Source organism: Pedobacter sp. Leaf250, from assembly GCF_920984735.1.
Lineage (GTDB): Bacteria > Bacteroidota > Bacteroidia > Sphingobacteriales > Sphingobacteriaceae > Pedobacter.
Genome location: NZ_CAKLBU010000003.1, coordinates 269,955 through 293,325, shown reverse-complemented (window position 1 = coordinate 293,325; position 23,371 = coordinate 269,955). Strand labels below are relative to the sequence as shown.

The 23,371-nt window shown below is 37.3% G+C and carries 17 protein-coding genes; 8 read left to right on the top strand and 9 right to left on the bottom strand.

The genetic code is table 11. The annotated features are described in order from the left end of the window. Window positions 1-2: 2 nt before the first annotated feature. The 7 genes from LUA91_RS04385 to truA form a co-directional block, all read right to left on the bottom strand. Complete coding sequence (locus tag LUA91_RS04385; protein WP_231424810.1) at window positions 3-1,097, bottom strand: cyanophycinase; 1,095 nt, start codon at window positions 1,095-1,097, stop codon at window positions 3-5. 114 nt (window positions 1,098-1,211) lie between these two features. Further along, entirely contained in the window at window positions 1,212-2,603 is a 1,392-nt protein-coding gene (locus LUA91_RS04380) for a RagB/SusD family nutrient uptake outer membrane protein (RefSeq protein ID WP_231424809.1), read from the bottom strand. Between the two features lie 11 nt (window positions 2,604-2,614). Beyond that, the gene (locus LUA91_RS04375) at window positions 2,615-6,016 is read right to left on the bottom strand and encodes a SusC/RagA family TonB-linked outer membrane protein (RefSeq protein ID WP_231424808.1); all 3,402 of its coding nucleotides are present in this window, start codon (window positions 6,014-6,016) and stop codon (window positions 2,615-2,617) included. 68 nt (window positions 6,017-6,084) lie between these two features. After that, a complete protein-coding gene (locus LUA91_RS04370) occupies window positions 6,085-7,257 on the bottom strand; it encodes a FecR family protein (RefSeq protein ID WP_231424807.1) in 1,173 nt (390 codons plus the stop codon). Window positions 7,258-7,352: 95 nt separating this feature from the next. Next, window positions 7,353-7,940: an RNA polymerase sigma factor gene (locus LUA91_RS04365; RefSeq protein ID WP_231424806.1), complete on the bottom strand. Its 588-nt coding sequence runs from the start codon at window positions 7,938-7,940 to the stop codon at window positions 7,353-7,355. 37 nt (window positions 7,941-7,977) lie between these two features. Further along, window positions 7,978-9,750: an ABC transporter ATP-binding protein gene (locus LUA91_RS04360; protein ID WP_231424805.1), complete on the bottom strand. Its 1,773-nt coding sequence runs from the start codon at window positions 9,748-9,750 to the stop codon at window positions 7,978-7,980. A gap of 174 nt (window positions 9,751-9,924) precedes the next feature. After that, the gene (truA, locus tag LUA91_RS04355) at window positions 9,925-10,692 is read right to left on the bottom strand and encodes a tRNA pseudouridine(38-40) synthase TruA (protein WP_231424804.1); all 768 of its coding nucleotides are present in this window, start codon (window positions 10,690-10,692) and stop codon (window positions 9,925-9,927) included. 121 nt (window positions 10,693-10,813) lie between these two features. Between truA and LUA91_RS04350 the strand changes: the two genes are divergently transcribed. Together LUA91_RS04350 and LUA91_RS04345 are read left to right on the top strand one after the other, a co-directional pair. Then, window positions 10,814-11,281, top strand: coding sequence for a DUF4293 domain-containing protein (locus LUA91_RS04350; protein ID WP_231424803.1), 468 nt, complete (start codon window positions 10,814-10,816; stop codon window positions 11,279-11,281). 6 nt (window positions 11,282-11,287) lie between these two features. Continuing rightward, window positions 11,288-11,758: a DUF4293 domain-containing protein gene (locus LUA91_RS04345; RefSeq protein ID WP_231424802.1), complete on the top strand. Its 471-nt coding sequence runs from the start codon at window positions 11,288-11,290 to the stop codon at window positions 11,756-11,758. A gap of 71 nt (window positions 11,759-11,829) precedes the next feature. On the opposite strand, the gene LUA91_RS04340 is transcribed toward LUA91_RS04345, so the two are convergent. Both LUA91_RS04340 and LUA91_RS04335 read right to left on the bottom strand, forming a co-directional pair. Continuing rightward, complete coding sequence (locus LUA91_RS04340; RefSeq protein WP_231424801.1) at window positions 11,830-12,297, bottom strand: HEAT repeat domain-containing protein; 468 nt, start codon at window positions 12,295-12,297, stop codon at window positions 11,830-11,832. 11 nt (window positions 12,298-12,308) lie between these two features. Then, window positions 12,309-13,535, bottom strand: a complete 1,227-nt coding sequence (locus tag LUA91_RS04335) for a hypothetical protein (RefSeq protein WP_231424800.1) — start codon at window positions 13,533-13,535, stop codon at window positions 12,309-12,311. Between the two features lie 555 nt (window positions 13,536-14,090). Here LUA91_RS04335 and LUA91_RS04330 point away from each other — a divergent pair. The 6 genes from LUA91_RS04330 to LUA91_RS04305 all read left to right on the top strand — a co-directional run bounded on the left by LUA91_RS04330 (window position 14,091) and on the right by LUA91_RS04305 (window position 23,358). After that, window positions 14,091-16,022, top strand: coding sequence for a DEAD/DEAH box helicase (locus tag LUA91_RS04330; RefSeq protein ID WP_231424799.1), 1,932 nt, complete (start codon window positions 14,091-14,093; stop codon window positions 16,020-16,022). A 139-nt stretch (window positions 16,023-16,161) separates the two neighbouring features. Beyond that, a complete protein-coding gene (locus tag LUA91_RS04325) occupies window positions 16,162-16,590 on the top strand; it encodes a putative quinol monooxygenase (RefSeq protein ID WP_231424798.1) in 429 nt (142 codons plus the stop codon). Window positions 16,591-16,813: 223 nt separating this feature from the next. Then, window positions 16,814-18,328, top strand: coding sequence for a heme peroxidase family protein (locus tag LUA91_RS04320; RefSeq protein WP_231424797.1), 1,515 nt, complete (start codon window positions 16,814-16,816; stop codon window positions 18,326-18,328). A 429-nt stretch (window positions 18,329-18,757) separates the two neighbouring features. After that, window positions 18,758-20,602 carry an alpha-L-fucosidase gene (locus LUA91_RS04315; protein ID WP_231424796.1) on the top strand — a complete coding sequence of 615 codons (1,845 nt, stop codon included), beginning with the start codon at window positions 18,758-18,760 and terminating at the stop codon, window positions 20,600-20,602. A 69-nt stretch (window positions 20,603-20,671) separates the two neighbouring features. Continuing rightward, window positions 20,672-22,258 (top strand): bacillithiol biosynthesis cysteine-adding enzyme BshC, encoded by a 1,587-nt coding sequence (gene bshC / locus LUA91_RS04310; protein ID WP_231424795.1) that lies wholly within the window; start codon window positions 20,672-20,674, stop codon window positions 22,256-22,258. 14 nt (window positions 22,259-22,272) lie between these two features. After that, window positions 22,273-23,358: an Ldh family oxidoreductase gene (locus LUA91_RS04305; RefSeq protein ID WP_231424794.1), complete on the top strand. Its 1,086-nt coding sequence runs from the start codon at window positions 22,273-22,275 to the stop codon at window positions 23,356-23,358. Window positions 23,359-23,371 lie beyond the last annotated feature (13 nt).

Here is a 23,371-nt window from a genome sequence, read left to right as displayed (position 1 = left end):
TTCTATTGATCTTTTTTATTTAAAACTCCATTATCAATCCACCACCAATACCATTTGCCACCCGTGGCTTCGTTTGCTTTAAAGTTAGCAACATTAAAGTTTCCTCCACCATTAACAGAAGCAGGAATTTCATAAACTGACACCGCTTTTTCATTATTGTTCCAAATTGCTTTTTTAAAAGCTTCCATTTGCTCAGGTTGTTTACCAGCATCAGAAGAGATGAAGTAAGCATAACTGTAAGGTCTGGTAACCGAATAATCTCCAAAAACTTTAGCCATTCCATCTTTATCGATGCAAACAGCGGTGCGTTCATCAGCAGCGATACATTTTGCCGGTGTTTTCCAATCTTTATTTATCCTCCCTAAAAATACAACCGACCTGCCATCACGATCGCGGGTTAAATAATGCTGATCAGTAATTACATTTTGCAAATATGGTGCTTTCAAAAAATCGTTATCATATAGGGTAACATTGGCATCGTAAGGATTTGCTAAAGCTTGCGCAGAAGTAACTCCACCAGTTTCGCCACTGTAATAAAAACCACCTAAAATGGCACAACCTGCACTTGTGCCGCCCACTGGCGCCTTTTTATCATTTAAAAGATAATTGAGTGCCTGTTCGGTTTTTGTACCCTTCCAATTTCTCATGTAATCAGATTGATCGCCCCCTGCAATAAAAACCATTTCAGCATTGCGGATAATATAGGCTACAGTATCGTTATTCGCCAACTCTTTGGTATTGATTAGCAAAGTTTCTACAGAATTAACATTGCCCAAGCCATTAATATATGGATTGTAAGCATCCGTACCTGAAGCACGTAAAACTACCACATCACCACCACCACTTCTTTCAATCATCCACTTGAAAGCGGCATCGACATCAGCTCCGCCACCCATCAAAACCATTCCGCCGGTTGTAGATTTCACCATATTAGTACTATCGCCAACTATTCCGATGGAAGCTGGTCTGCGTTTCGCGATTGGGTTGGTTGTTCCACCTCCTGTAGAAGGTGGTGATGGTGATGTGGTGGTTTTACTACATCCCATTACTGAAAAGCAATAAACCATTAAGAGGAGAAGAAAGGATTGTTTCATCATTTAAATTTAAAGACTGTATCATCACTCAACTTGTCAACCTGAGCTTGTCGAAGGCTAATTTGCGTTTCGACAGGCTCAATATGACAAGACTCAAAATAATTATTTATGATAAGCCTAATAGTTAGGGTTTTGAACCGTATTTTTATTTACTGATATTGCTGATGCTGGGATTGGAAAAGAATACTGAGCTTGTGTAACAGGCAAAATAACCGCCCCAGATGCATTAACGGCATCAGCAGCCAACCTTGTTACTGGCAAACCTCTTCTTTTTAAATCAAAAAACCGGTGACCTTCGAAAGCCAGCTCCTTGTAACGCTCTTCTAAAATAGCCGCGATTAAAGTTGGTTTATCAGCAAAAGTAGCATTTACATAACCATTGATACGGGCATTACGTAAGGCATTTAGATCTCCAGCGGCATCACCAGATGATTCTGCTTCAGCTTCTGCCTTAATCAAATACATTTCGCCTGTGCGGAATAATTTAATATCGGTTAAACCAGGTGCTGTTGATGTACCTCCAATATATTTATTCACCAAATATTGAGATCTCGTTCCGGTTCTTGTTGCATCAAATCTGATGTATGCAGGATAACGCAAATCGTTCACTTTATCAAAAGTATTAATCAATTTAAAAGCAGGGGCATATAAAACAATCCCACCGGTTTGGCGGAAATAGAAATCGCCTAAACGAGAATCTGTAGTTCCAACACGTTTTGCTTTCCAGATTACTTCGTTGTCATTCGCATCAGTCCAAATGCCAGGAAATTGCGCTTTTGAAGCTAAAGGAGCTGCTGCAATAGCCTCGTTGGCATAGGTAATGGCTTCGCTCCAGTTTTTTTCGTACAAAGCCAACCTTGCTTGAATAGCAGAAACTGCTGCTTTTGTTATGCGGGTTTTATCTGTAAAAGTTTGGGGAATTAAGGGTTTTGCAGCAACTAAATCTGCTTTTGCGTTAGCAACTACTACTTCAAAATTATCTCTTGATGGATAAACAATTGCAGAAATTTTCATGTATGCAATACCTAATGCACCTGCTTGATAGGCAGCTGCATAATTACGGAGTAGCTCAAAGTGGAAATAAGCACGTAATGCCAATAATTCTCCGCGGTAACGAGAACCTGTGGCTGCATCAGCTCCGGTAAGCGTTAATGCATCTAAACCCGCTAAAGTTCTATTGATGCGATCGATTGCTACATAGAATGTACTATATTGTGCTGTAACTGAACCACTACCGGCATTATAAAGCCATCTGAAAGCGTCGCTGTTTCCAACCGTATTTTCTGTTGGGAATGTAGCCTCATCTGAAACTGTTGAAACCACACCAATAGTGCCACCATCTAAAAGGGCATAAGCACCTAAAACACCCAAATTTACATCGCTGATGTTTCTGTAGGCCTTATCTGGTGAAATCGTATCTGTTGGTACTAAATCTAATTTTGCACACGACGATGTTAAAACTAACAACGAAAATATAAGTGCGTATTTTTGATATATTTTATTAATCATTGCTGTAAATATTAAAAGTTAACGTTTAAGCCTGCGGTGTAAGTTCTGGTGTTAGGATATTGAAAACGTCCATAAACTGCATTATTTTCTGGGTCTAAACCTCTCCATTTGGTCCAGGTAAATAAGTTTTGACCTTGAACAAAGATTTTAACACCTTTAATAATTTTAGTTTTTTCCAATAAACTTTTTGGTAAAGAATAACCGATGTTTACATTTCTTAATCTTAAGAATGATGCATCCTGAATATCTTTTGATGTAAAGTTTCTCGGAAGATCGAATTTTTGTAAAATCGCGTCATCGCCAGTATCACCTGGAACCTGCCATCTGTTTTCTAACATTCTAATTGATTGGTTACTGGTAGCATAACGTTGATTTTCATTGTAAAAATCTTCATTATTCCAACGCATTACATTTGATACGAATGAGAACAATGCTGATGCAGTTATGCCTTTGTAGCTCAATAAAGTATTAAAACCACCTGTAAAGGTTGGATACAAACTTCCTGAATTGGTATTGCTTTGCGTGTTTACGTTGTAAGCAGTTGTAATTGAGCCATCAAGATTATAATATTGTGGTTCTCCTGTTTGCGGATTTACACCTGCCCAATCTGGTGCGAAATATGTTCCATAAGGTAAACCTACTTTTAATATTCTAGTGTCTCCATCTGGATAAGAATCAACCAAATCAGTCACATGCAAAATTTTGTTTTTGTTATATCCGGCGTTTACACCAACTGTCCAGATGAAATCCTGGTTTTTAATCACGTCTCCGCTTACATCAAACTCTAATCCTCTGTTTCTCATTACTCCAGCACTTAAATTTGCTTCCAAAAAGCCTGCTTCAGGAGGAAGTGGTTGGTTAATGAACATGTTCGTAGTTTTTCTATTGTAATAATCAACTGTTACGCGTAACCTATTTTTGAACATGGCCAAATCAAAGCCAGTGTTAAATTCTTTTACGTATTCCCAGTCAAAATCCGCGTTGCCTGGTGTAGTTGCTCTTAATGCTGGAGCACCGCCGTAAGAGGTATTCACTGCATAAGTTGGTAAATACAAGAAATCGCCTCCAAAAGGACTTGCCGTGATACCATAACTTCCTCTTACACGTAAATCGTTAATTAACTCATTGTTCTTTAAAAACTCTTCGCCTTTAACATTCCAATTGGCACCGAATGAATAGAAACCATGCCATTTGTTTTGTGGTGCCACTCTGGTCGATCCATCATAACGGTAACTTCCTGTTAAGGTATATTTATCATCATAAGTATATCTGGCAACACCCATAATAGATGCTAAAGCATTTTTAGTTTTACCACCAGTGGTACTTGGTAAAAATGTTGCGCTACCGTTTGTTGCACCAGCTGGTGTTTCAGGCAAACGACCATCAATACCATAAGCACTAAAACCAAACGAATTAAAGTTGTTGTAAACGTACTCATAGAAAGCAGAGGCTTCAAAATCATGAACTTCGTTGAATTTTTTAGCGTAAGTTAAACCCGTTGTAGAAATAATATTGAAATTTCTTCTACTTGCATCTGTTAAGCGACCTTTACCGCCTAAAGTATTGGCAACACTTCTTGATCCATAATAAGAATCTGGATTGATAAATACCTGATCAGTTGATTGACGGTAATCAATACCCGCTCTGGTTGTTATTTTTAACTCAGGTAAAATCTGGTAAGCAAAATTGGTGCTGATGATAGATTTTAACTGTTCTGTTTTATCTGATGAATTCAGCAAACGCTCTAAAGCCTGACTACCTTCACGCTGATCTAAAATAAAATATTGAGATCTGTTTCCCGGGTGTACCAAAGTACCATCAGAAGCATAAGGATTTTCGTAAGGTAATGCATAATAAACTGAAGCCATTGCCGTACCTGCACCTGTGCCACCTTCTCCTTCTGTAAAGCTAGATTGAGAATAACCGATGGATACATTTGTGCTGCCACTAAATTTACCATCATTAAAATCTAAATTACTTCTTAAAGAGTAACGATCCAATCCTGTACGTTTAGCTACACCTTCCTGGCTGTAATAGTTTAACGAATTGTAAAAACGAAGTTTCTCATTTCCACCACTAACGCTTACTTGCTGTTCCTGAAATTTTCCACGTTGAAAGAAGATATCTCTCCAATCGGTATTGATTTGTTTTAAGCTATCAATAATATAATCTGCACGTGCACGAGTTGTTGCTGTTCCTGCAGCATAAGTTGGGTTTTTGGGAGAGTATGTCCAACCTGGGCCAATGTTACGACCGAAACTAGCACCAATTTCTTCTTCAAACTGTAACCGTTGCGAAGTGTTCATCATTTCGAAATTTGGCCTGCTTAAGTTAGAGAAACCATATTGTGAAGTGTAATTTACAGCAACTCTACCAATTTTACCTTTTTTTGAGGTCAATACAATCACACCATTCGATCCTCTTGAGCCATAAAGTGCTTTAGCCGAGGCATCTTTTAAAACCGTTGCTGATTCAATATCTTCTGGATTGATCGTTTGGAAAAATCCTGCTTCAATTGGCACACCATCCAAAACAAATAATGGCGTAGATGATCCATTTACGCTACCAATACCACGAATAACAACCGATGCACTTTGACCTGGCTGGCCAGAAGTAGAAATTACACTCATTCCTGGAACACGACCTTGTAATATCTGGTCAACCGTTAAACCTGGAACAGTATTAATTTTTTCGGAAGTAACCAAAGAACTTGCCGCAGCAGATTGTGTTTTGGTGTAGTTGGTGTAGCCCGTAACCACAACATCACTTAGGGTTCCGGCAGATGGAGTTAGTTTTAAAGCACCTAGCTGCGCTTTTGCAGCCGCTTCTCTATCTGTATAACCGATGTAAGAAATTACTAAAATTGCATTTTCATCAACATTTCTGATGGTGAAATTTCCATTTGCATCGGTAACAGAAATAGCCGATTGGCCTTTTACACGCACTGAAGCACCCGGCATTGGGTTTCCATTTTCATCAACAATTTTACCGGTAACATCAATGGCTTTTGCAGCTTCATTGATGTTCGATTTCGGAAAAATCAAAATGGTATTGTCCTTAATTTCCCAACCAAAAGGTTGTGATTTTAGTGCTTGAGTTAACACATCGTTTAATTCTGCATTTTTTAAATCGATGGTTACTGGTCTTGATTTTTGCTGAACCAAATCGGTATCATACAAAAAGAAATAGCCAGTTTGACGTTTAATTTCTATTAAAACGCGTACCAATGGTACATTTTTTTGGCTAATATTAATGCGTTGAGAAAATGCATTAGCACTTACCTGAACGCAGATAACAGTCATTAGAAAAATAAAAAGTTTCATAGCCCTAATAAATTGTTGGTTTAAGTAATTGGTAGTAAAGCCCTTTGGTTTTTCGGCCGTGGGAGAACTACTTCGAGTGTAAAAGTTCATACATTCAGTTGGGTTTAATGTTAAATTGATTAGTTATTGTTTGGTGGCAGTTAAGCCGATTATTGTGTTTAGTTAGTTTTTGGGATCACTTTTAAAGTACGGTTTTCTAAAAGTTCAAATTTGATATTACCCGTTTTCTCCAGCATTTTCAAAACTTCAGAAAGCTTCGATTTTCTGGGAACCATTCCGTTATATCTTTTATCAGGTATTGAAGAATAATCAATTTTAATATCATACCACCGCTCCAATTGATTCAAGATTATTTTCAAATCAGTATCGTTGAATTGAAATAAGCCATTTTTCCATGCAATTTCATCGTCGGTATCTACCTGCGAGGTAACTTGTATCAATGCATTTTCCGAAATTCCTGATATGGCTTGTTCTCCAGGTTTTAATTTTTTGGTAGATTTCAGATTGCTAACTTTGACAGCTCCCTCTAGTAGAGTTGTTTTAATGGTGTGATCATCCAGGTAACCATTGATATTGAAGTGCGTTCCTAAAACCTCTACATTTTGATTTTGGGTAAGTACATGGAAGGGTTTATCCTTGTCTTTCGCTACTTCGAAATAAGCTTCGCCTGTTAACGTTACCGAGCGTTTTTTACCTGCAAATACTTCAGGATATTTTAAAGATGATGCAGCATTTAACCAAACTTTAGTGCCATCGGGCAATATAACCTGATATTGACCGCCCTTTGGCGTTTGTATGGTGTTGAAGGCTGTTGAGTTTGGTAGATTTTCGTTATTGACTACAGTATACACCAGCTGGCCATCTTTGGTTTTCGATATTTTTACACCATGCGTATCACTGATATTTTCTGGTGTTTGATCATCCAAAATAACTTTTGATCCATTGGCTAATGTTAAAGTGGCTTTATCAGATCCGGGAAGGATATCAAGATTTTCAATTTTAGCCAGCGAATTGGAAGGAAATTTAGATGAATTTTTATTTAATAAAAAGTATAGCCCGCCACATAATAAAATGAATATTGCAGCAGCTGAAGCATATTTATAAAAGGATAACACTTTTGATTTTTGCTGCGAAGCGATTTTTGCTTGTATGGCTTGAAAAGTTTCCTGTTCAAAATTGTTGATATCATGAGTTTCACCAATCTCATTTTCTCCTTCGCTTAAAAATGTATAGTATTTTTCAATGAATTTTATTTCTTCGGCGGTAGCAGTACCAGCCAAATAACGTTTAATAATATTCTGAAGATCTTTTTGATGAGAAAAATGACTCATGATTTCTGGCGTTTATATACACATGTACCAGAATTAGGAAAATATCCCAAAAGAATTTTAAAATAAATTCAATTAAAAACTAAAAAGAAGAATAATTATTTTAAAAACACCAAATAAAGTGCACCAGCAATAGCAAATAGATGCGTTAACCGAAATTTTAAAGCATGGGTTGCAGTGGTTAATTGATTTTGAACAGTTTTTTGTGATATATTTAGCTCGACAGAAATTTTGGCCGTTGATAATCCCTCGAAATAATGCATCAGAAAAATTTTTCTGCGTTTTTCGGGCAGGGCTTTTATAAATAACTCCAATAAACCTTTAGCTTCCCGATCTAACAAGGCGCCATCTGCCTGAAGTGGCGAAATCAACTGGTTTTCAAATGATGTAGCGAAAAAACTGTTTTTTGGTGTTCTAGCGATGTGTTTAAGAATCTGAAAACGAACAGCGGTATGTAAATAAGCTGAAGGCTTCTCAAGATCCAGCTCTTTTCTTCTGTTCCACAGATCGGTAAAAACGTTTTGAATTACGTCCTGACATTTTTCTTTTTCGGGTAAACGCTTGTAAGCAGCGTTGTAAAGTTCGACCCAATAAAGTTTATAAATTTTACCAAATGCAGCCTCGTCTCCTTGCTTTAATAAGTCAAAAAGTGCGTTATCTTGCTCACAATTTCTCGAGGGATTCAATAATTAGGTTTGTTAGGAAAACCAAACATAATCATTTTTAAGAACTTTTAGCAATCCCTCCAGATGAGAACTGCAGATCATAAAGCTTTTTGTAGTAACCATTTAGCCTCAACAATTGTTGGTGGGTTCCTTTTTCTTTGATTTCGCCTTTATCAAGAACAATGATAAGGTTGGCTTTTTGAATGGTAGATAAACGGTGTGCAATTACAATGGAAGTGCGGCCTTCCATTAAATTATCAATAGCTTTTTGAATTAAGAGTTCGGTTTCGGTATCTACAGATGAGGTTGCCTCATCTAAAACCAAAATGGCCGGATTATGAACCAAGGCACGAATAAAGGATATCAGCTGCGCTTGGCCGGCAGAAAGGGTTGCTCCCCTTTCCATCACATTATATTGATAGCCGCCAGGCAATCGTTCGATAAATTCGTGCGCACCTACTTTCTTCGCCGCATTTACAACCTCCTCAATAGTAATTTCTGGATTATTTAAAGTGATGTTATTTAAAATGGTATCCGAAAAAAGGAAAACATCCTGAAGAACTGTAGCAATGTTGCTTCTTAAATAATCGAGGTCAAAATTTTCTATCCGAATGCCATCAACTGTAATATCGCCCTTTTTCACTTCGTAAAAGCGGTTGAGGATATTTATTGTAGATGATTTCCCTGCCCCGGTGGCACCAACCAAAGCGACCGTTTCCCCAGCTTTAACCTCGAAAGTTAAATCCTTTAAAACATAATTTTCATCATTGTAGGCAAACCAAACATTTTTAAATTCGATGTTCCCTTCAAGCTTAACAGGTTTTTGAGTGCCATTATTTACAGTTACCTCATCCGTATCCAAAACCTTGAAAACCCTTTCGGCACCTACCATACCCATTTGCAGCGTATTAAACTTATCTGCCAACTGGCGGATGGGCGTAAACACCATTCCCAGATACATGATAAATTGTGTGATGGTTCCTGGGGTTACATCTAATGGCTTTGCCAAAATACTTTTTGCCCCATACCACACTAATAAACCCAAGGACATTGCAGAAATCAATTCTACAACAGGAAAAAATATGGAATAATACCAATTGGAACGAATGTTTGCATCGCGGTAGCGTTTATTAATGGCATAAAACTTTTTATATTCCTGCCTTTCTCTGGCAAAATATTGAACAATGGAAACACCTGTGATGTGTTCCTGCAAAAAGGTATTGAGGTTAGAAACTTCATTTCTGATTTCCTGAAAAGCAACTTTAATGGCTTTTTGAAATTTCCGCGTTGCGATAATCAGTAAGGGAATGGGCAACAGCACCACCAGGCTCAATTCCCAATCAGTGTAGAGCATCACCCCGACAATTACCACCACTTGCAATGAATCGCCAATCATGGAAATCAAACCTTCAGAAAAGATATCGGCTATGGTTTCCAAATCAGAAACGGTGCGGGTAATCAACTGACCGATAGGCGTTTTATCGAAATACTTTAAGCGTAAGCTGGTAATGTGGTTGAAAACTTTTATCCTTAAATCTCGAATAACTGACTGTCCTAGAGTATTGGTTAACAGCGTATGATTATATTGAATCAGCGTTTGAAGAATCAACATGAAAATCATCAATATCGTCATTTGAATCAAGCCAGCATAATTGCCCAGCAGGATATAATGATCTAACGTATACTTAATTAGAAAAGGACGAACAGGTGAGATGGCTGCCAACAAAACGGTTAAAATAACCGACCAAACGAAAACACCACGATATGGCTTTACGTATTGAAAAATACGTTTAAGCAATCCTGTATTGTATACTTCGCCTGTTACTGCCATTTTTGGGTTATGGGTTATGGGTTATGGGTTATGGGTTATGGGTTATGGGTTATGGGTTATGGGTTATGGGTTATGGGTTTAGAATTTGAACAGAGCAATGGTTTAATCAATTGTGGATTTTTATTGTTTTTTTTGCACCCAAACTGGTAACTCATAACCCATAACGTGCAACACTTATACATACGGGTATTCTACTTTCACTAAATACAAACCACAGGCAGGTACCGACTGCCCGGCTTTGCTTCGGTTTTTGCTTTCTATAATTGCTTTAAATTCTTCCAGATTAATTTCTTTCTTACCTATTCTAACCAAAGTTCCCATAATTGCCCGAACCATGTTTCGAAGAAAACGATCTGCTTCAATGGTAAACACCAAACCACCATCCGTTTCTGCGAAAATAGCTTTTGTTATTTTACAGTTATTGGTAAATGTTTGCGTATTTGATTTACTGAAACACGAAAAATCAGTGTAATCTAACAATAAAAGAGCTGCTTGATTCATGAGATCAACGTCCAATTTATCTTTAACCAACCAAGATCGATTTAATTTGAACGGATTTTTTTCAAAATGAAGATAATACTTGTATGCTCTTGCTGTAGCATCAAAACGGGCATGCGCTTCCTTATGAACAGGGATAATTTTTTTCACTGCGATTTGATAAGACAACATGGCATTAATCCCAGCAACTGCCTGTACTACTTTTGTTTCTTCTAAATCCTCAATATCAAAGTGCGCAAAAAAATCAGTGGCATGCACACCTGCATCTGTTCGTCCGCAACCCAAAGTTTCAATTGGTTGGCGATAAAATGTAGACATGGCCTTATCCAGCAACTCCTGAACGGTTATTGCATTGGGTTGAATTTGCCAGCCGTGGTATTGGCTGCCATCATAAGCAATTTGTATGAAATACCGTTTTTTACTCAAAGCGATGCAAAAGTACATTATAAGGAGCAAGGATAAAAGCACAAGGTTTAAAGATTTTATATACGAGTGCTTCACTCCTGTTTACTTACTCTTTTATCATATTAATAAAAAGGCTAAGTTTGTTGCAAATACTTAATTCATGATACAAAGAATACAAACGATCTGGTTTTTTTTAGCCACTTTAATATTAGTGTTATTATTTTTTTTCCCGCTTGCAACTAAAATGGTTGATGGCTCATTAGAACAGATTTATACAAATGGCTTACATCATTACCTTCAAGGGAAAAATGGAAAAACATTAAATGTGGAAGTATTCTTACCATTACTAATCAGCCATATCGTACTTGTGATACTGTGTTTTGTCAATATTTTTCTTTTCAAAAAGAGAAGCTTGCAAAAAAGAATTGCCTTACTAAACATTGTATTGATTATTGGCTTTTCCTTTTGGTGCAGCATATATGCAAAAGAGTTAACTGGCGGTATTGAAGGCGCAAGTTTTGGCATTGGTGCCTACCTGCCAGCTATTGCAATTTTATTTATCACATTAGCCATTTTCGGCATTAATAAAGATGAAAGATTGATTCGCTCTGCTGAGCGGTTGCGATAAAATTAAATGCTCCAAAGAATTCAATCTATATGGCTCCTATCAGCAACGATTGCTTTAGCTTCAATGTTGTTTTTTCCAATACTAACGAAAAATATTAACGGGGTATACATGCCACTTCTTTATTCAGGAAGCTATATAGAAAGCTGGGACGTTGGAGAGTTTGTAGCTATTAGGACTAAGTCTAACTATCCACTTCTAATTACAAATATAGCTTTAGCAATACTGTGTTTTGTCAATATTTTTCTTTTCAAAAAGAGAAGCTTGCAAAAAAGAATTGCCTTACTAAACATTGTATTGATTATTGGCTTTGCCTTTTGGTGCAGCATACATGCAAAAGAGTTAACTGGTGGTATTGAAGGCGCAAGTTTTGGCATTGGTGCCTACCTGCCAGCTATTGCAATTTTATTTATCATATTAGCCATTTTCGGCATTAACAAAGATGAAAGATTAATTCGCTCTGCTGAGCGGTTGCGATAATTTGAGTAAAATCTAAATCAATTCAAAAAGCCAATCAAATTACTGACTGGCTTTTTGAATTTAAAACTTTTTTACTTAATCTTTTTGATTAAATCATTTGCAAAACCCTTCACATTCAAATCGAGCTGAACCTTGCCAATATTCCCTAGTTTGGCTTTAAAATTCTTTGCAATATTTAAGCTTTCAACTGATCGGATAGCTACTTTCAGTACACCAGGATCAACATCATCAAGTGATTTATCCAAAACTTTGGAAGCATCGGCGGCACTTAATTTTTGACTTCCATACGCGGCTGCAACCCTCACTGCTGTAAATTTATTTGAGGCTGCACTATTGATTATTTCAGCCACAGAATCATGTTTTATGTAGCCAGCCAAATACGCAGCTTTAATAGCCAAATTTTCATCATTCCCTTCAATAAGTGCTTTCAGTAAGGGTAAAACTGAAGCGCCGAATTTTGCTGCTGCTGCCGGATAATCCAGTTCATCTTGCCTTAAAAAAGCAATAACCTGTTCATTTAATTCTTCTATAGTTGGCATATTTTTTACATTTAAAGTTTAACACTTAAACCACTTGCAATCATTGTACTTTGCTCTCCGCTTGCCAAATCTGGTGGTGGATTCGTAATGTTGAAAGTTCCATTACCAGTCATTAACCTATTATTGTCGTTTACATGTGGCAAACCTAAAACATGTCCGAGTTCATGACCTAATGTCCACCTCGACGCCGTTCTAACCACAACTGCCCCAGGCCTGCCACTTGGATAAGATGCACAACCATTGTAGCCAGGAACTGTACTTCTTACCATGTAAACCACTACATCGTTGGTACCAACAAAATTTCGGTTCCCAAATAAAGTAACCTGTTCTGCAGAAACACTACCCATAGTACAGCCACCAACATCAACATCATTTAGTGAGGCCAGATTCAGATTTTCTGTGGTTGCCCAATCTACTTTTATTCCTGCAACGGCATAAACTTCCTGCATGGCAGCAAATTGCTCATTCATTGTAAAGCTTATTGGCTGCGATAATATTTTAATATGAACACGCAAGCGTTCTTTTAAAACTCTGGCACCTGCAGAAGTTGACCAATAAATGCTTCCGTGTTGAAAATTTGAGATTCTAGCCGCACCACCATAAACCACCATTTCATCGGATATAGGATATCCCAGTGCGCTTCGTTCCCAGCCTAATGACGACCAGTGGTTTCTGATCCAGCCATGAACCTCAAAAGCACCTGTAAACGGACTCCAATAAATACTACCACCTTGAAAATGATTGTACTTTCCTACGCCATCCGGACAAGTACTCTCGTTTGTTAGCGGATAACCTAAAAAGCTTTTCTCCCAGCCCAACTGGGAATATTTTGCCCTGATGGAGCCATGAATTTCCCAGGCACCTGATGAAGGGCTCCAATAAATACTGCCATTTTGAAAATGATTATAACGCCCAATATTATCCGGGCATTTAGATTCATCAGTAACAGGATACCCTAACACGCTACGCTCCCAACCCATGCTTTGCCATCTTGCCCGAATAAGTCCGTGTACTTCATGCGCTCCGGTATTCGGGTGCCAGTAAATAGAGCCATTGGCATAATGCTGATACCTGCCTACGCCATCAGGGCAGTTTGATATACCCGTTAGTGCTGGTCCGAGCCAGCCAGTTGCACCACCTAACGAACTATACTTAACCGTTATAGGGTGTAAAAAAATTTGAGGGAAATCTCGTTCAATAGCGAGTTTACCAGGGTCAATTTTGATCTGTTTTGACATTTCAGAAAAGTTTTGTTAAAGTTTCTTTAAATCGAAGCGATCGGAATAATAAAGAATGGGGGGATGTGCAACTTTATTAAGGATGGAATGATAAATAAATATAGCTATTATGTTTGAAATCAAAAATATTTTTAAAAAAATTTCTACAATAACCAATTGATTTATAGACATTCATGATTTTTGCTTCTATTTTAGCCATCTAAACCCTATTGAAACGGAAATACTTTTTATGCTTTTTAAAGTTACTAACGCTTATAAGCAAAACGCCTGTTAGCGTTAGTAACTTTGCATAAAAAGATTGTAGTGTAAAGCGGGGCTGCTTAAAGCGATGTTGCACAGGTTGTGCTTTACAAAAACTTAAAATATTATTAACAATTAGTAAAGAATTATTGGCCGAATGAACTTCAATCCACCATATATTGCCAAACATCGATATTACTTCATTCGTTTCTTCCTTATTTTCAAATATTTAGCCTAAAAAACTATTTCCCTAACAATCAATAAAATACCGATTATTAACCTTACCTTTGCGGCTCAATTAAAAATAAAAGACGAATGACAAACCCATTTCAATTATTGGGGATAAGTGATGACGTCGTTAATGCCGTAAAAGAGCTTGGATTTGAAACTCCAACGCCTATTCAGGAGCAAAGTATTCCTGTACTGTTAGAAGGCACTAATGATTTTGTTGGTTTGGCCCAAACAGGAACAGGAAAAACAGCCGCATTTGGTTTGCCGCTGTTAGAACTAATCGATTTTAAAGTTAATAAACCACAGGCATTGATTTTATGCCCTACCCGTGAGTTATGCTTGCAAATCGCTAACGACCTTAAAAACTTTTCTAAAAACGTTGCTAATGCCCACGTTGTTGCCGTTTACGGTGGCGCGAACATTATGCAACAACTACGCGAAATACGCCAAGGCGTTCAAATCGTAGTGGCCACGCCCGGCCGTATGTTGGATATCATTGGCCGTAAGGCGATTGATTTTTCAAACGTTAAATATGTTGTGCTTGATGAAGCTGACGAGATGTTAAACATGGGTTTCCAGGATGACATCAATGATATTTTATCAACTACTCCTGATGACAAAAAAACCTGGTTATTCTCGGCTACCATGCCGGCAGAAGTTCGCCGTATTGCTAAAAAATACATGAACGAGCCTGTTGAATTAACCATGGGCACAAAAAATACTGGTAACGTAAACATTGAACACGAATATTATATTGTTCGTGCCCGTGATAAATACGCTGCCTTAAAACGTATTGTAGATTTCAACCCTGAAATTTTTGCCGTAGTATTTTGTAAAACCAAATTGGATACACAAGATGTTGCCGAGCATTTAATTAAAGATGGTTACAATGCTGATGCTTTACACGGTGATTTATCGCAACAACAACGTGATAAAGTAATGCAACGTTTCCGTGAGCGTAACATGCAATTGCTTATTGCTACTGATGTTGCTGCCCGTGGTATTGATGTAAACAATGTTACTCACGTAATTAACTATTCTTTACCTGATGAGATTGAAAGTTATACCCACCGTTCTGGCCGTACTGGCCGTGCAGGTAAAACAGGTATTTCAATCTGTATCATCAACTCTAAAGAATTAGGAAAAATCCGCCAGTTGGAGCGCATTATTGGTAAACAATTTACCAAAGCAGAGTTACCTACAGGATTTGATGTTTGTGAAAAACAATTATTTTCTTTGGTACACAAAGTACATAACGTAGAAGTTAACGAAGAACAAATCGATCAGTACATTCCTCGTATTATGGATGAATTTAAAGATTTATCTAAAGAGGATGTTATTAAACGTTTTGCATCATTAGAATTTAACCGTTTCTTAGAATATTATTCGAAAGCACCTGATTTAAATGCAGCTGCTGGTGATGATCGTGGTGAAAGAGGTGAGCGTGGCGAGAGACGCGGACGCGGTAGCGAAGGTTACACCCGTTTGTTTATCAACCTGGGTTCGGTAGATGAATTTACCCGTGGCGATATGTTATCATTTATCTGTAACAACGGAAAAATTGCTGGTAAAAGCGTTGGTAAAATCGATTTAAAAGGTGTTTTCTCTTTCTTTGAAGTAGAAGATGATGTTGCTGATAAAGTTTTCGAAGGATTTAAATCTGTAGAATTCAACGGCCGTCAGGTTCGTATTGAAAAGAGCGGAGATAGCGGTCGCGGTGAAGGTGCTGGCGAAAGACGCGGTGGCGGGGAAAGACGTAGCGGTGGTTTCGGCGGAGAACGCAGAGGCGGCGGCGGTGGTTACCGTGGCGGAAGCGGCGGTGGCGACAGAAGAAGTTCTGGCGGAAGCGGTCGTAGAGAAGGTGGAAGAAGTGAAGGTGGAAATGCTGGTGGTGGTTTCAGAGATTTCTCTGGACGTAGCCGTGATGAAAAAGGTGGAAGCAGAGAAGGTGGTAGCGGACGCAGAGAAGGTGGAAGCAGAGAAGGCGGAAGTGGCGAACGCAGAAAAAAATGGTAAATCACTAAAACCAAATATTTTACAACCGGTCTTGTTTATTCAAGGCCGGTTTTTTTGTTTAGGTTTTTCTGACTTGATTTAAAAATCTTAATATTACAATGACTTAATCATATCAATAATTTACAAAAAACCTTAACCTATGAAAATCTCCAAATCGATTTATAAAATAAAACTAAGTCAATCTAATTTATTGAAGTTTACATTTATTTTAGCTTTATTGACCTTTTCATTAAGCCAAAATGCAATGTCGCAAGAAAAAAAGCAAATGGTTCGATTGGCCAAAATTAAAGTAGACCCATTGCAATTGGATAAATATAACAGTGCTTTAAAAGAACAAATGACTACCGCGATCCGCCTTGAAGAAGGCGTATTAACTTATTACGCCGTTTCAGATAAAAAAAATCCTTCGCACATTACCATACTCGAAATTTATGCTGATACTGCTGCTTACCAGGCGCACATTACAACTGCTCACTTCTTAAAATATAAAGAAACGGTTAAGGATATGGTTAAATCGTTAGAACTTGTTGATGTTGACCTTATTGCAGCTGCAAAGAAACCTGACTAATCATTCAAAGCTATCGATCACATGAGATAATAAATGCCTTAACATATTGATAATAAAATTTAATGCTAAAAATTAAAACCGTTTTAATGACTAATTATTAAATTGAAAATCATACCATAAAAAGCGTATTTTGAACTAAAATCATTCGATTTATGTGATAAATATCATGTAATCAGTACTTTCCTAATTATATTTAGTTCAATCATTAACTAAATATAAAATTATGAGCAGACATGGTGCACTTTATCAGGACATCGTTCCTTTTACTTCCCGATTTTATGACAAAGGAAAATTTGGAAGGATCTTCCCCTCGCTTCCACCCTTTGCAATGGATACAACAAAAGTTCGGGAGGCTTTGAAGGATATCGGTAAAAAGGGAGGTATAATGGATGCCAAGGATGACATGAATCAAAATCCTGTTAACCTAATTACTGATCCTACCTTACAAATAAACAACCCAAATTCTCCAGTTATGGGTGCTGGAATGACTTTTCTGGGCCAATTCATTGATCATGATATTACTTTTGACCCTACTTCAAGTTTGGAGCGGCAATCTGACCCCGAATTTATTGAAAATTTCAGAACGCCAAGTTTAGCATTAGATAATGTTTATGGTAGTGGTCCAGGCGCATCACCACATCTGTATGATCAATCTGATGGATTAGGGATTAAAATGCTTCTTCATCCTTTGGGAAGCCAGGGAAAAGATGGAATTGACAAATATGATTTACCTAGGAACAGCCAGAATACAGCTTTAATTGGTGATCCAAGAAATGATGAAAATCTTATCGTATCGCAGCTCCAGGTTCTTTTTCTGCAATTCCACAATAAATTGGTTGATGCCATCCGCACCAAGTACCCAACTAAATCTCCATCTATAGTATTTAATGAGGCACAAGAGCTTGTTCGATGGCATTACCAATGGATTTTGCTTCACGAATTTTTGCCATTACTTTGTGGTGAGGATGTAGTTAGAGATGTATTGACTAATGGAAGGAAATTTTATGGATGGCACAACCAACCTTACATTCCGGTTGAGTTTTCGGTAGCGGCTTATCGTTTTGGCCATAGTCAAATACGTCCATCCTATCGTGCAAATTTCGGAACGGCCAATAAGCCTAATCCAACAGCATTTTTTGCTGATATTTTTGATTTCGCTGCCGATCATAATAGTCCAGATCCCAACGATTTAAGGGGAGGAAAGCGAGCAGAAAGACGATTTATAGACTGGCATACCTTTTTTAATCTGGGCGATGGAAGCATGAGACCAAATAAACTCATTGATACAAAATTGTCATCACCATTATTCCAGTTACCTGGTTTTGCCTCGGGCGATGTAATCTCCCTAGCATCACGAAATTTGCTGCGAAGTTTAACATTTAGCATGCCGTCTGGACAAAGAGTGGCACACGCCATGCGGTTTACACCTATTGGCGCAGAGGTTTTTAGTGATTTAAAACATTATAAAGTGAATTTTGAAAATAGTACGCCATTGTGGTTTTATATTTTGAAAGAAGCAGAGGTGCAGCAAATGGGCCTCAAACTTGGTGATGTTGGAGCCAGAATAGTAACAGAAGTTTTTGTTGGTCTTTTAGAAGGTGATAATACTTCTTTCCTAAGTCAAAATCCTTTTTGGAAACCAAGTCTTCCTTGCTGTGAAGCCTACAGAACCAATAAACACTTCACCATGGCAGATCTGTGTAGGATTGCCGAAGGAAAAACACTTGTTGAATTCTAAATTTGGTAAAAAAATACTGCTCCAATCTGATTGATAATTAAATCCGATAGAAATTTTCTATCGGATTTTCCTATTAAGATTTCTTGTTCAATTAACAATGACCCAAAGCATTGAATTGTTACATTACCAATTTACAAACACAAGCTAAAATCGCTACATTCGCAACTCATCTTTGAGTTAATATTTGGTACCAGATTCAAAAGCAATAGACTTTTAATTCAGCTCGAACAAGTACTTTTAAAAGTGCATTTAATTAAATGCACCATGAGATAAACTATTGTTCATATAAATATCCCATTAACCGCTCTAAAATTTAGGGCGGTTTTTTTTATAATATTCAATAAAGTTAATTAATGCGAAACTGTGTTATAACATAATTTAAATTTTAAAAAGTAACGATTATCTTTAATCAATAATCAACAGAAATATATGCGTATCCTAAAATGCATTTTTGCAATATTACTTTTTATAAATATAAATCTTTTAGCTCAGGAGCGTACGGATCATGATCGTAAAATGGAATGGTTTTCCAATGCAAAATTGGGCATCTTTATTCACTGGGGAATATATTCTGTAAATGGCATCTCAGAATCGTGGTCGTTTTTTAATAATTACATCAACCACGATGCCTACATGAAACAATTGAATAGTTTTAATGCTCAAAAATACAATCCGCAGGAATGGGTAAATCTTATCCAGGAAAGTGGTGCTAAATATGCCGTGATTACCTCCAAACATCATGATGGAGTAGCACTTTGGGATAGCAAAATGCCACAGGCAATAACTACAGTAAATCATAGTGCCGCAAAAAAAGATTTAATTACACCATTTGTAAAGCATTTAAAACAAGCTGGATTAAAAACGGGCTTATATTTTTCTCTCCCGGATTGGAGTAATCCAGATTATGATGTTTTTACAAGGGAACGAAAACGTTATGATATTAATAAAGAACCTAAGAAATGGGATGCATTTTTAAATTACTATCACAACCAATTAAAAGAACTTTCTACACAGTATAATCCTGATTTACTTTGGTTTGATGGAGATTGGGAACATAATGCACAAGAATGGCAAACCGATAAAGTTAGAAGTTTATTAAAAGCCAAAAATCAAAATATTATTATCAACTCCAGGCTTGATAAGCACGGCGATTACGAAACACCCGAACAGGGTATACCAGTTTTCAAGCCTAACAACAAGTATTGGGAGCTTTGTTATACCATGAATGATTCATGGGGTTATCAGCCTTATGATAATCATTACAAATCATCTAACATGATCATCAGAACTTTGGTAGACTGCATCAGCATGGGTGGTAATTTGCTGCTGGATATTGGTCCGAAACCTGACGGAACTATTGCTCCGGAACAGGTAAAAATCTTGAAAGATTTAGGTCGTTGGACTAAGAAACATGCTGAAGGAATCTACGAAACACAAGCTGGCATACCTGACGGGCATTTTGAAGGCAAAACAGCCTTATCAAAAAACAAGGATATTTTATATCTGTACGTTGATTATAAAACAAAAAATGGAATTGTATTAACAGGTATAAAATCTAAAATCAATAAGGTAGAAATTTTGGGCAATGGTGCTTCCGTTAACATAAAAAAATTAAATGAAACCGATTATATTCTTCATGTTAATGAAAGTGATTTTGATAAAGATGTTACTGTTATAAAAGTCTCGCTTAACCAAGCTATTCAACTTTCTGAAGAAAAACAGCAAGCAATTTCGGTAGAAACATTATTTACCAAAACCCAGCAAGCCGATATGTCTAATTATAATTTAAGTAAACTATCATCTGATTTAAATTCGGGAACAAATATTTTTAAAAACATTAGTCTCGTTGCAGATGGTTTGGGTTTTAAGTCTGGAGTTAAGAATTTTAATCCAACGGTCAATGATTGGGTAATTAAAAATGCAGAGGCGTTATATCAAACTAAAGCTGGAATTCCTACTGGTCATTATTCAGGAAATACGGTTTTATCAGCTGATAATCAAACCTTGTATCTTTTTGTAGAAGGACAACACACCGGTCCAATTGCCATTAAAGGGCTGGTTAATAATATCAGTAGAATACGCATTGTTGGCGATGGAACCATGTTAAGCCATGAAATTTACAATAAACTTTATTGGAGCAAAATTCCCGGTGCGGTTTACATTGATATTCCAAAAGATAAATTAGATAAACAATTAACTGTTGTTGCCCTTCTGTTAGATGGGCCTGTTAAACTTTATCGCGAAAAAGTTGGGGCTATAGAAAGCAATCTATAATTATTTAACAATTGTAAAATAGTAGTTTAGCCTCATGAATATTCTTAAATTGCAGTACTTTCGCTAATTATGCAGGCAAAATATATCTCCTACCAAGAGACTGGTTCATTTTCGAAACTGGTTTTGGATTATATCAATAACGAAGAAGTGCTAAAGCCTTTCTATAGTTATCGCCCTGATATGGAAGGTTTGGCCGAAGCCATAGAAAAACGCAATTTTTTAGGTGATCGATCGATTTTGGTCGACGTTTTAAAAAATCAATACCAGCATATTCAAACCAATAAATCGGTTACCAAAAACATCGAACTATTAGCGTTAGAAAATACATTTACAGTTACTACAGGTCATCAACTCAATCTATTTACCGGGCCTTTATATTTCATTTATAAAATTGTAACAGCTATTAATTTAGCTATCGAATTAAAAATTGCTCATCCTGATAAGAACTTTGTGCCTGTATATTGGATGGCGACGGAAGATCATGATTTTGATGAAATAAACCACGTAAGTGTTGATGAAAAAAATATCAGCTGGATCCAAACCACCAATGGTGCTACGGGTAGGCTAAGTACGAAAACGGTTGCCGCAGCAGTTACCGCTTACAAAGGATATTTAGGTATATCTAAAAATGGCAAGCACATTGCAAAGCTGGTAGAAAAAGCATATTTAGAGCATGATAATTTAGCAGATGCCACACGTTATTTGGTAAATAAACTATTTGAAAAGTATGGTTTGGTCATCGTAAATGCTGACGAGCCTTCCTTAAAAAAACTTTTCACTCACATCATTACTGCTGATATTATTGAGCAAAATAGTTCAAAGAACATCGAGCTTAGCTCTAAAAATCTGGAAGGGAATGGTTACAAAACCCAGGTTAATGGTCGCGATATTAATTTCTTTTATCTGAAAGATGATTTACGTGAACGTTTGGTTTTTGAGAATGGCAAATACCTTGTCAATCATACTGATATCAGTTTTACGGAAGCTGAACTTAAAGCAGAAATCGAATTAAACCCGGAAAGGTTTAGTCCGAATGTGGTGATGCGCCCCATGTACCAGGAAGTAATTTTACCCAATATAGCCTACATTGGTGGCGGTGCAGAAATTGCTTACTGGATGCAGCTAAAGGAAAATTTCGATTTTTATAAAGTTGATTTTCCTGTATTGTTATTGAGAAATTCTGCCTTATTAATTGATAAACGAAGCGCAGAAAACTTGTATAATCTTGGTTTTTCTTTGGAGGATGTTTTCTTACCTATTGACGAACTGAAGAATTTATGGGTAAGAAAAAACGCGACAGCGCAATTGAGTTTAGCCGACGAAACCAGGGCCATTCATAGCATTTTTGATCAGATTAAACTTAATGCATATAAAATTGATAAAACACTTTCGGTTTCAACTGATACAGCCAAACAGAAAACCAATAGGTTGATCGAAAATTTAGAGAAAAAGTTGTTCAGGGCTGAAAAACGCAAGCATGAAACCGCTTTGATCCAAATCGAAAATGTAAAGAAAAGACTTTTTCCAAATGGCACCATGCAAGAAAGAACGCTAAATATTGCGCCAATGTATGTGAATTATGGGGAAGATTTTCTTTCTTCGTGCATCGAAAACTTTGAACCATTGGGCGGCGATTTTACCTTGCTGCTGCCTTAACCGAATTGCATAAAATGAAATTTATAACCTTTAACGAATCACACTTAAGAAACTTCACATACAACGTTTTCAAAAAAATAGGCTGTTCTGATGAACATGCCGAACTTGCTACCGATGTACTTATCCGGTCTGATTTACGTGGAATTGATTCGCATGGTGTTGCAAGGTTAAGTGGTTATGTACGCTTGTGGGAAAAGAACAGGATTAATGCCACACCCGATATAAAAATCGTTCATGAAACACCGACTACAGCAACTATTGATGGCGATGCGGGTTTAGGTTTAGTTGTGGCTCCTTTTGCAATGAAAGTAGCTATTGAAAAAGCTGAGAAATATGGAAGTGGCTGGGTATCTGTGAAAAATTCCAACCATTTCGGAATCGCTGGCTACCATGCTTTAATGGCGGTAGAAAAAGATATGATTGGCATTAGCATGACAAATGCAAGTCCGCTGGTGGCGCCAACTTACGCCAACGAACGTTTGTTAGGCACCAACCCAATGTGTTATGCCTTCCCTGCCGGCAAATATCCGCCTGTAATTGTAGATATGGCTACATCGGCTGCTGCCAATGGCAAGCTTGAAATTGCGCAAAGAGCCAACAAAGCTGTTCCCAAAGGTTGGGTACAAAACAAAGCAGGGGAAAATTCAACTGATCCGAATGAGTTGAAAAGTGGCGGTTCGCTTTTGCCATTGGGCAGCGATAAAGATCATGGTAGCCATAAAGGTTATGGATTAAGTGCTACGGTTGATATTTTATCGGCAGTACTTTCTGGCGCAAATTACGGACCTTGGGTTCCGCCATTTGTGGCATTTTTAGAACCTTCTGCAAATCCAGTTGGCGAAGGTTTAGGCCATTTTTTAGGTGCCATGCGGGTAGATGGCTTCCGCCCGGTTGAAGATTTTAAAAACCATTTAGACAATTGGGTAGAACGCTTCAAAAATGCTAAAACAGTTGATCCTGACAAGAAAGTAATTATTCCCGGCGAACCTGAACATGAATTTGAACAAGAAAGAAAAGTGAGTGGAATACCCTTAATTGATGTAGTGGTAAAAGATCTAAATGAATTAGCCGAAAAATTAGGAATTAATGGGCTGAGCTAAAATAAAAAGCCGC

Excerpts from the sequence above, each read along its gene's own strand:
- LUA91_RS04345 (WP_231424802.1), top strand. The coding sequence starts at position 11,288 with ATGCTCCAAAGAATTCAATCTATATGGCTCCTATCAGCAACGATTGCT.
- truA (WP_231424804.1), bottom strand. The coding sequence starts at position 10,692 with ATGTACTTTTGCATCGCTTTGAGTAAAAAACGGTATTTCATACAAATT.
- LUA91_RS04330 (WP_231424799.1), top strand. The coding sequence starts at position 14,091 with ATGACAAACCCATTTCAATTATTGGGGATAAGTGATGACGTCGTTAAT.
- LUA91_RS04375 (WP_231424808.1), bottom strand. The coding sequence starts at position 6,016 with ATGAACTTTTACACTCGAAGTAGTTCTCCCACGGCCGAAAAACCAAAG.
- LUA91_RS04380 (WP_231424809.1), bottom strand. The coding sequence starts at position 2,603 with ATGATTAATAAAATATATCAAAAATACGCACTTATATTTTCGTTGTTA.
- LUA91_RS04385 (WP_231424810.1), bottom strand. The coding sequence starts at position 1,097 with ATGATGAAACAATCCTTTCTTCTCCTCTTAATGGTTTATTGCTTTTCA.
- LUA91_RS04335 (WP_231424800.1), bottom strand. The coding sequence starts at position 13,535 with ATGTCAAAACAGATCAAAATTGACCCTGGTAAACTCGCTATTGAACGA.
- LUA91_RS04320 (WP_231424797.1), top strand. The coding sequence starts at position 16,814 with ATGAGCAGACATGGTGCACTTTATCAGGACATCGTTCCTTTTACTTCC.
- LUA91_RS04360 (WP_231424805.1), bottom strand. The coding sequence starts at position 9,750 with ATGGCAGTAACAGGCGAAGTATACAATACAGGATTGCTTAAACGTATT.
- LUA91_RS04370 (WP_231424807.1), bottom strand. The coding sequence starts at position 7,257 with ATGAGTCATTTTTCTCATCAAAAAGATCTTCAGAATATTATTAAACGT.
- LUA91_RS04315 (WP_231424796.1), top strand. The coding sequence starts at position 18,758 with ATGCGTATCCTAAAATGCATTTTTGCAATATTACTTTTTATAAATATA.
- LUA91_RS04305 (WP_231424794.1), top strand. The coding sequence starts at position 22,273 with ATGAAATTTATAACCTTTAACGAATCACACTTAAGAAACTTCACATAC.
- LUA91_RS04325 (WP_231424798.1), top strand. The coding sequence starts at position 16,162 with ATGAAAATCTCCAAATCGATTTATAAAATAAAACTAAGTCAATCTAAT.
- LUA91_RS04350 (WP_231424803.1), top strand. The coding sequence starts at position 10,814 with ATGATACAAAGAATACAAACGATCTGGTTTTTTTTAGCCACTTTAATA.
- bshC (WP_231424795.1), top strand. The coding sequence starts at position 20,672 with ATGCAGGCAAAATATATCTCCTACCAAGAGACTGGTTCATTTTCGAAA.
- LUA91_RS04340 (WP_231424801.1), bottom strand. The coding sequence starts at position 12,297 with ATGCCAACTATAGAAGAATTAAATGAACAGGTTATTGCTTTTTTAAGG.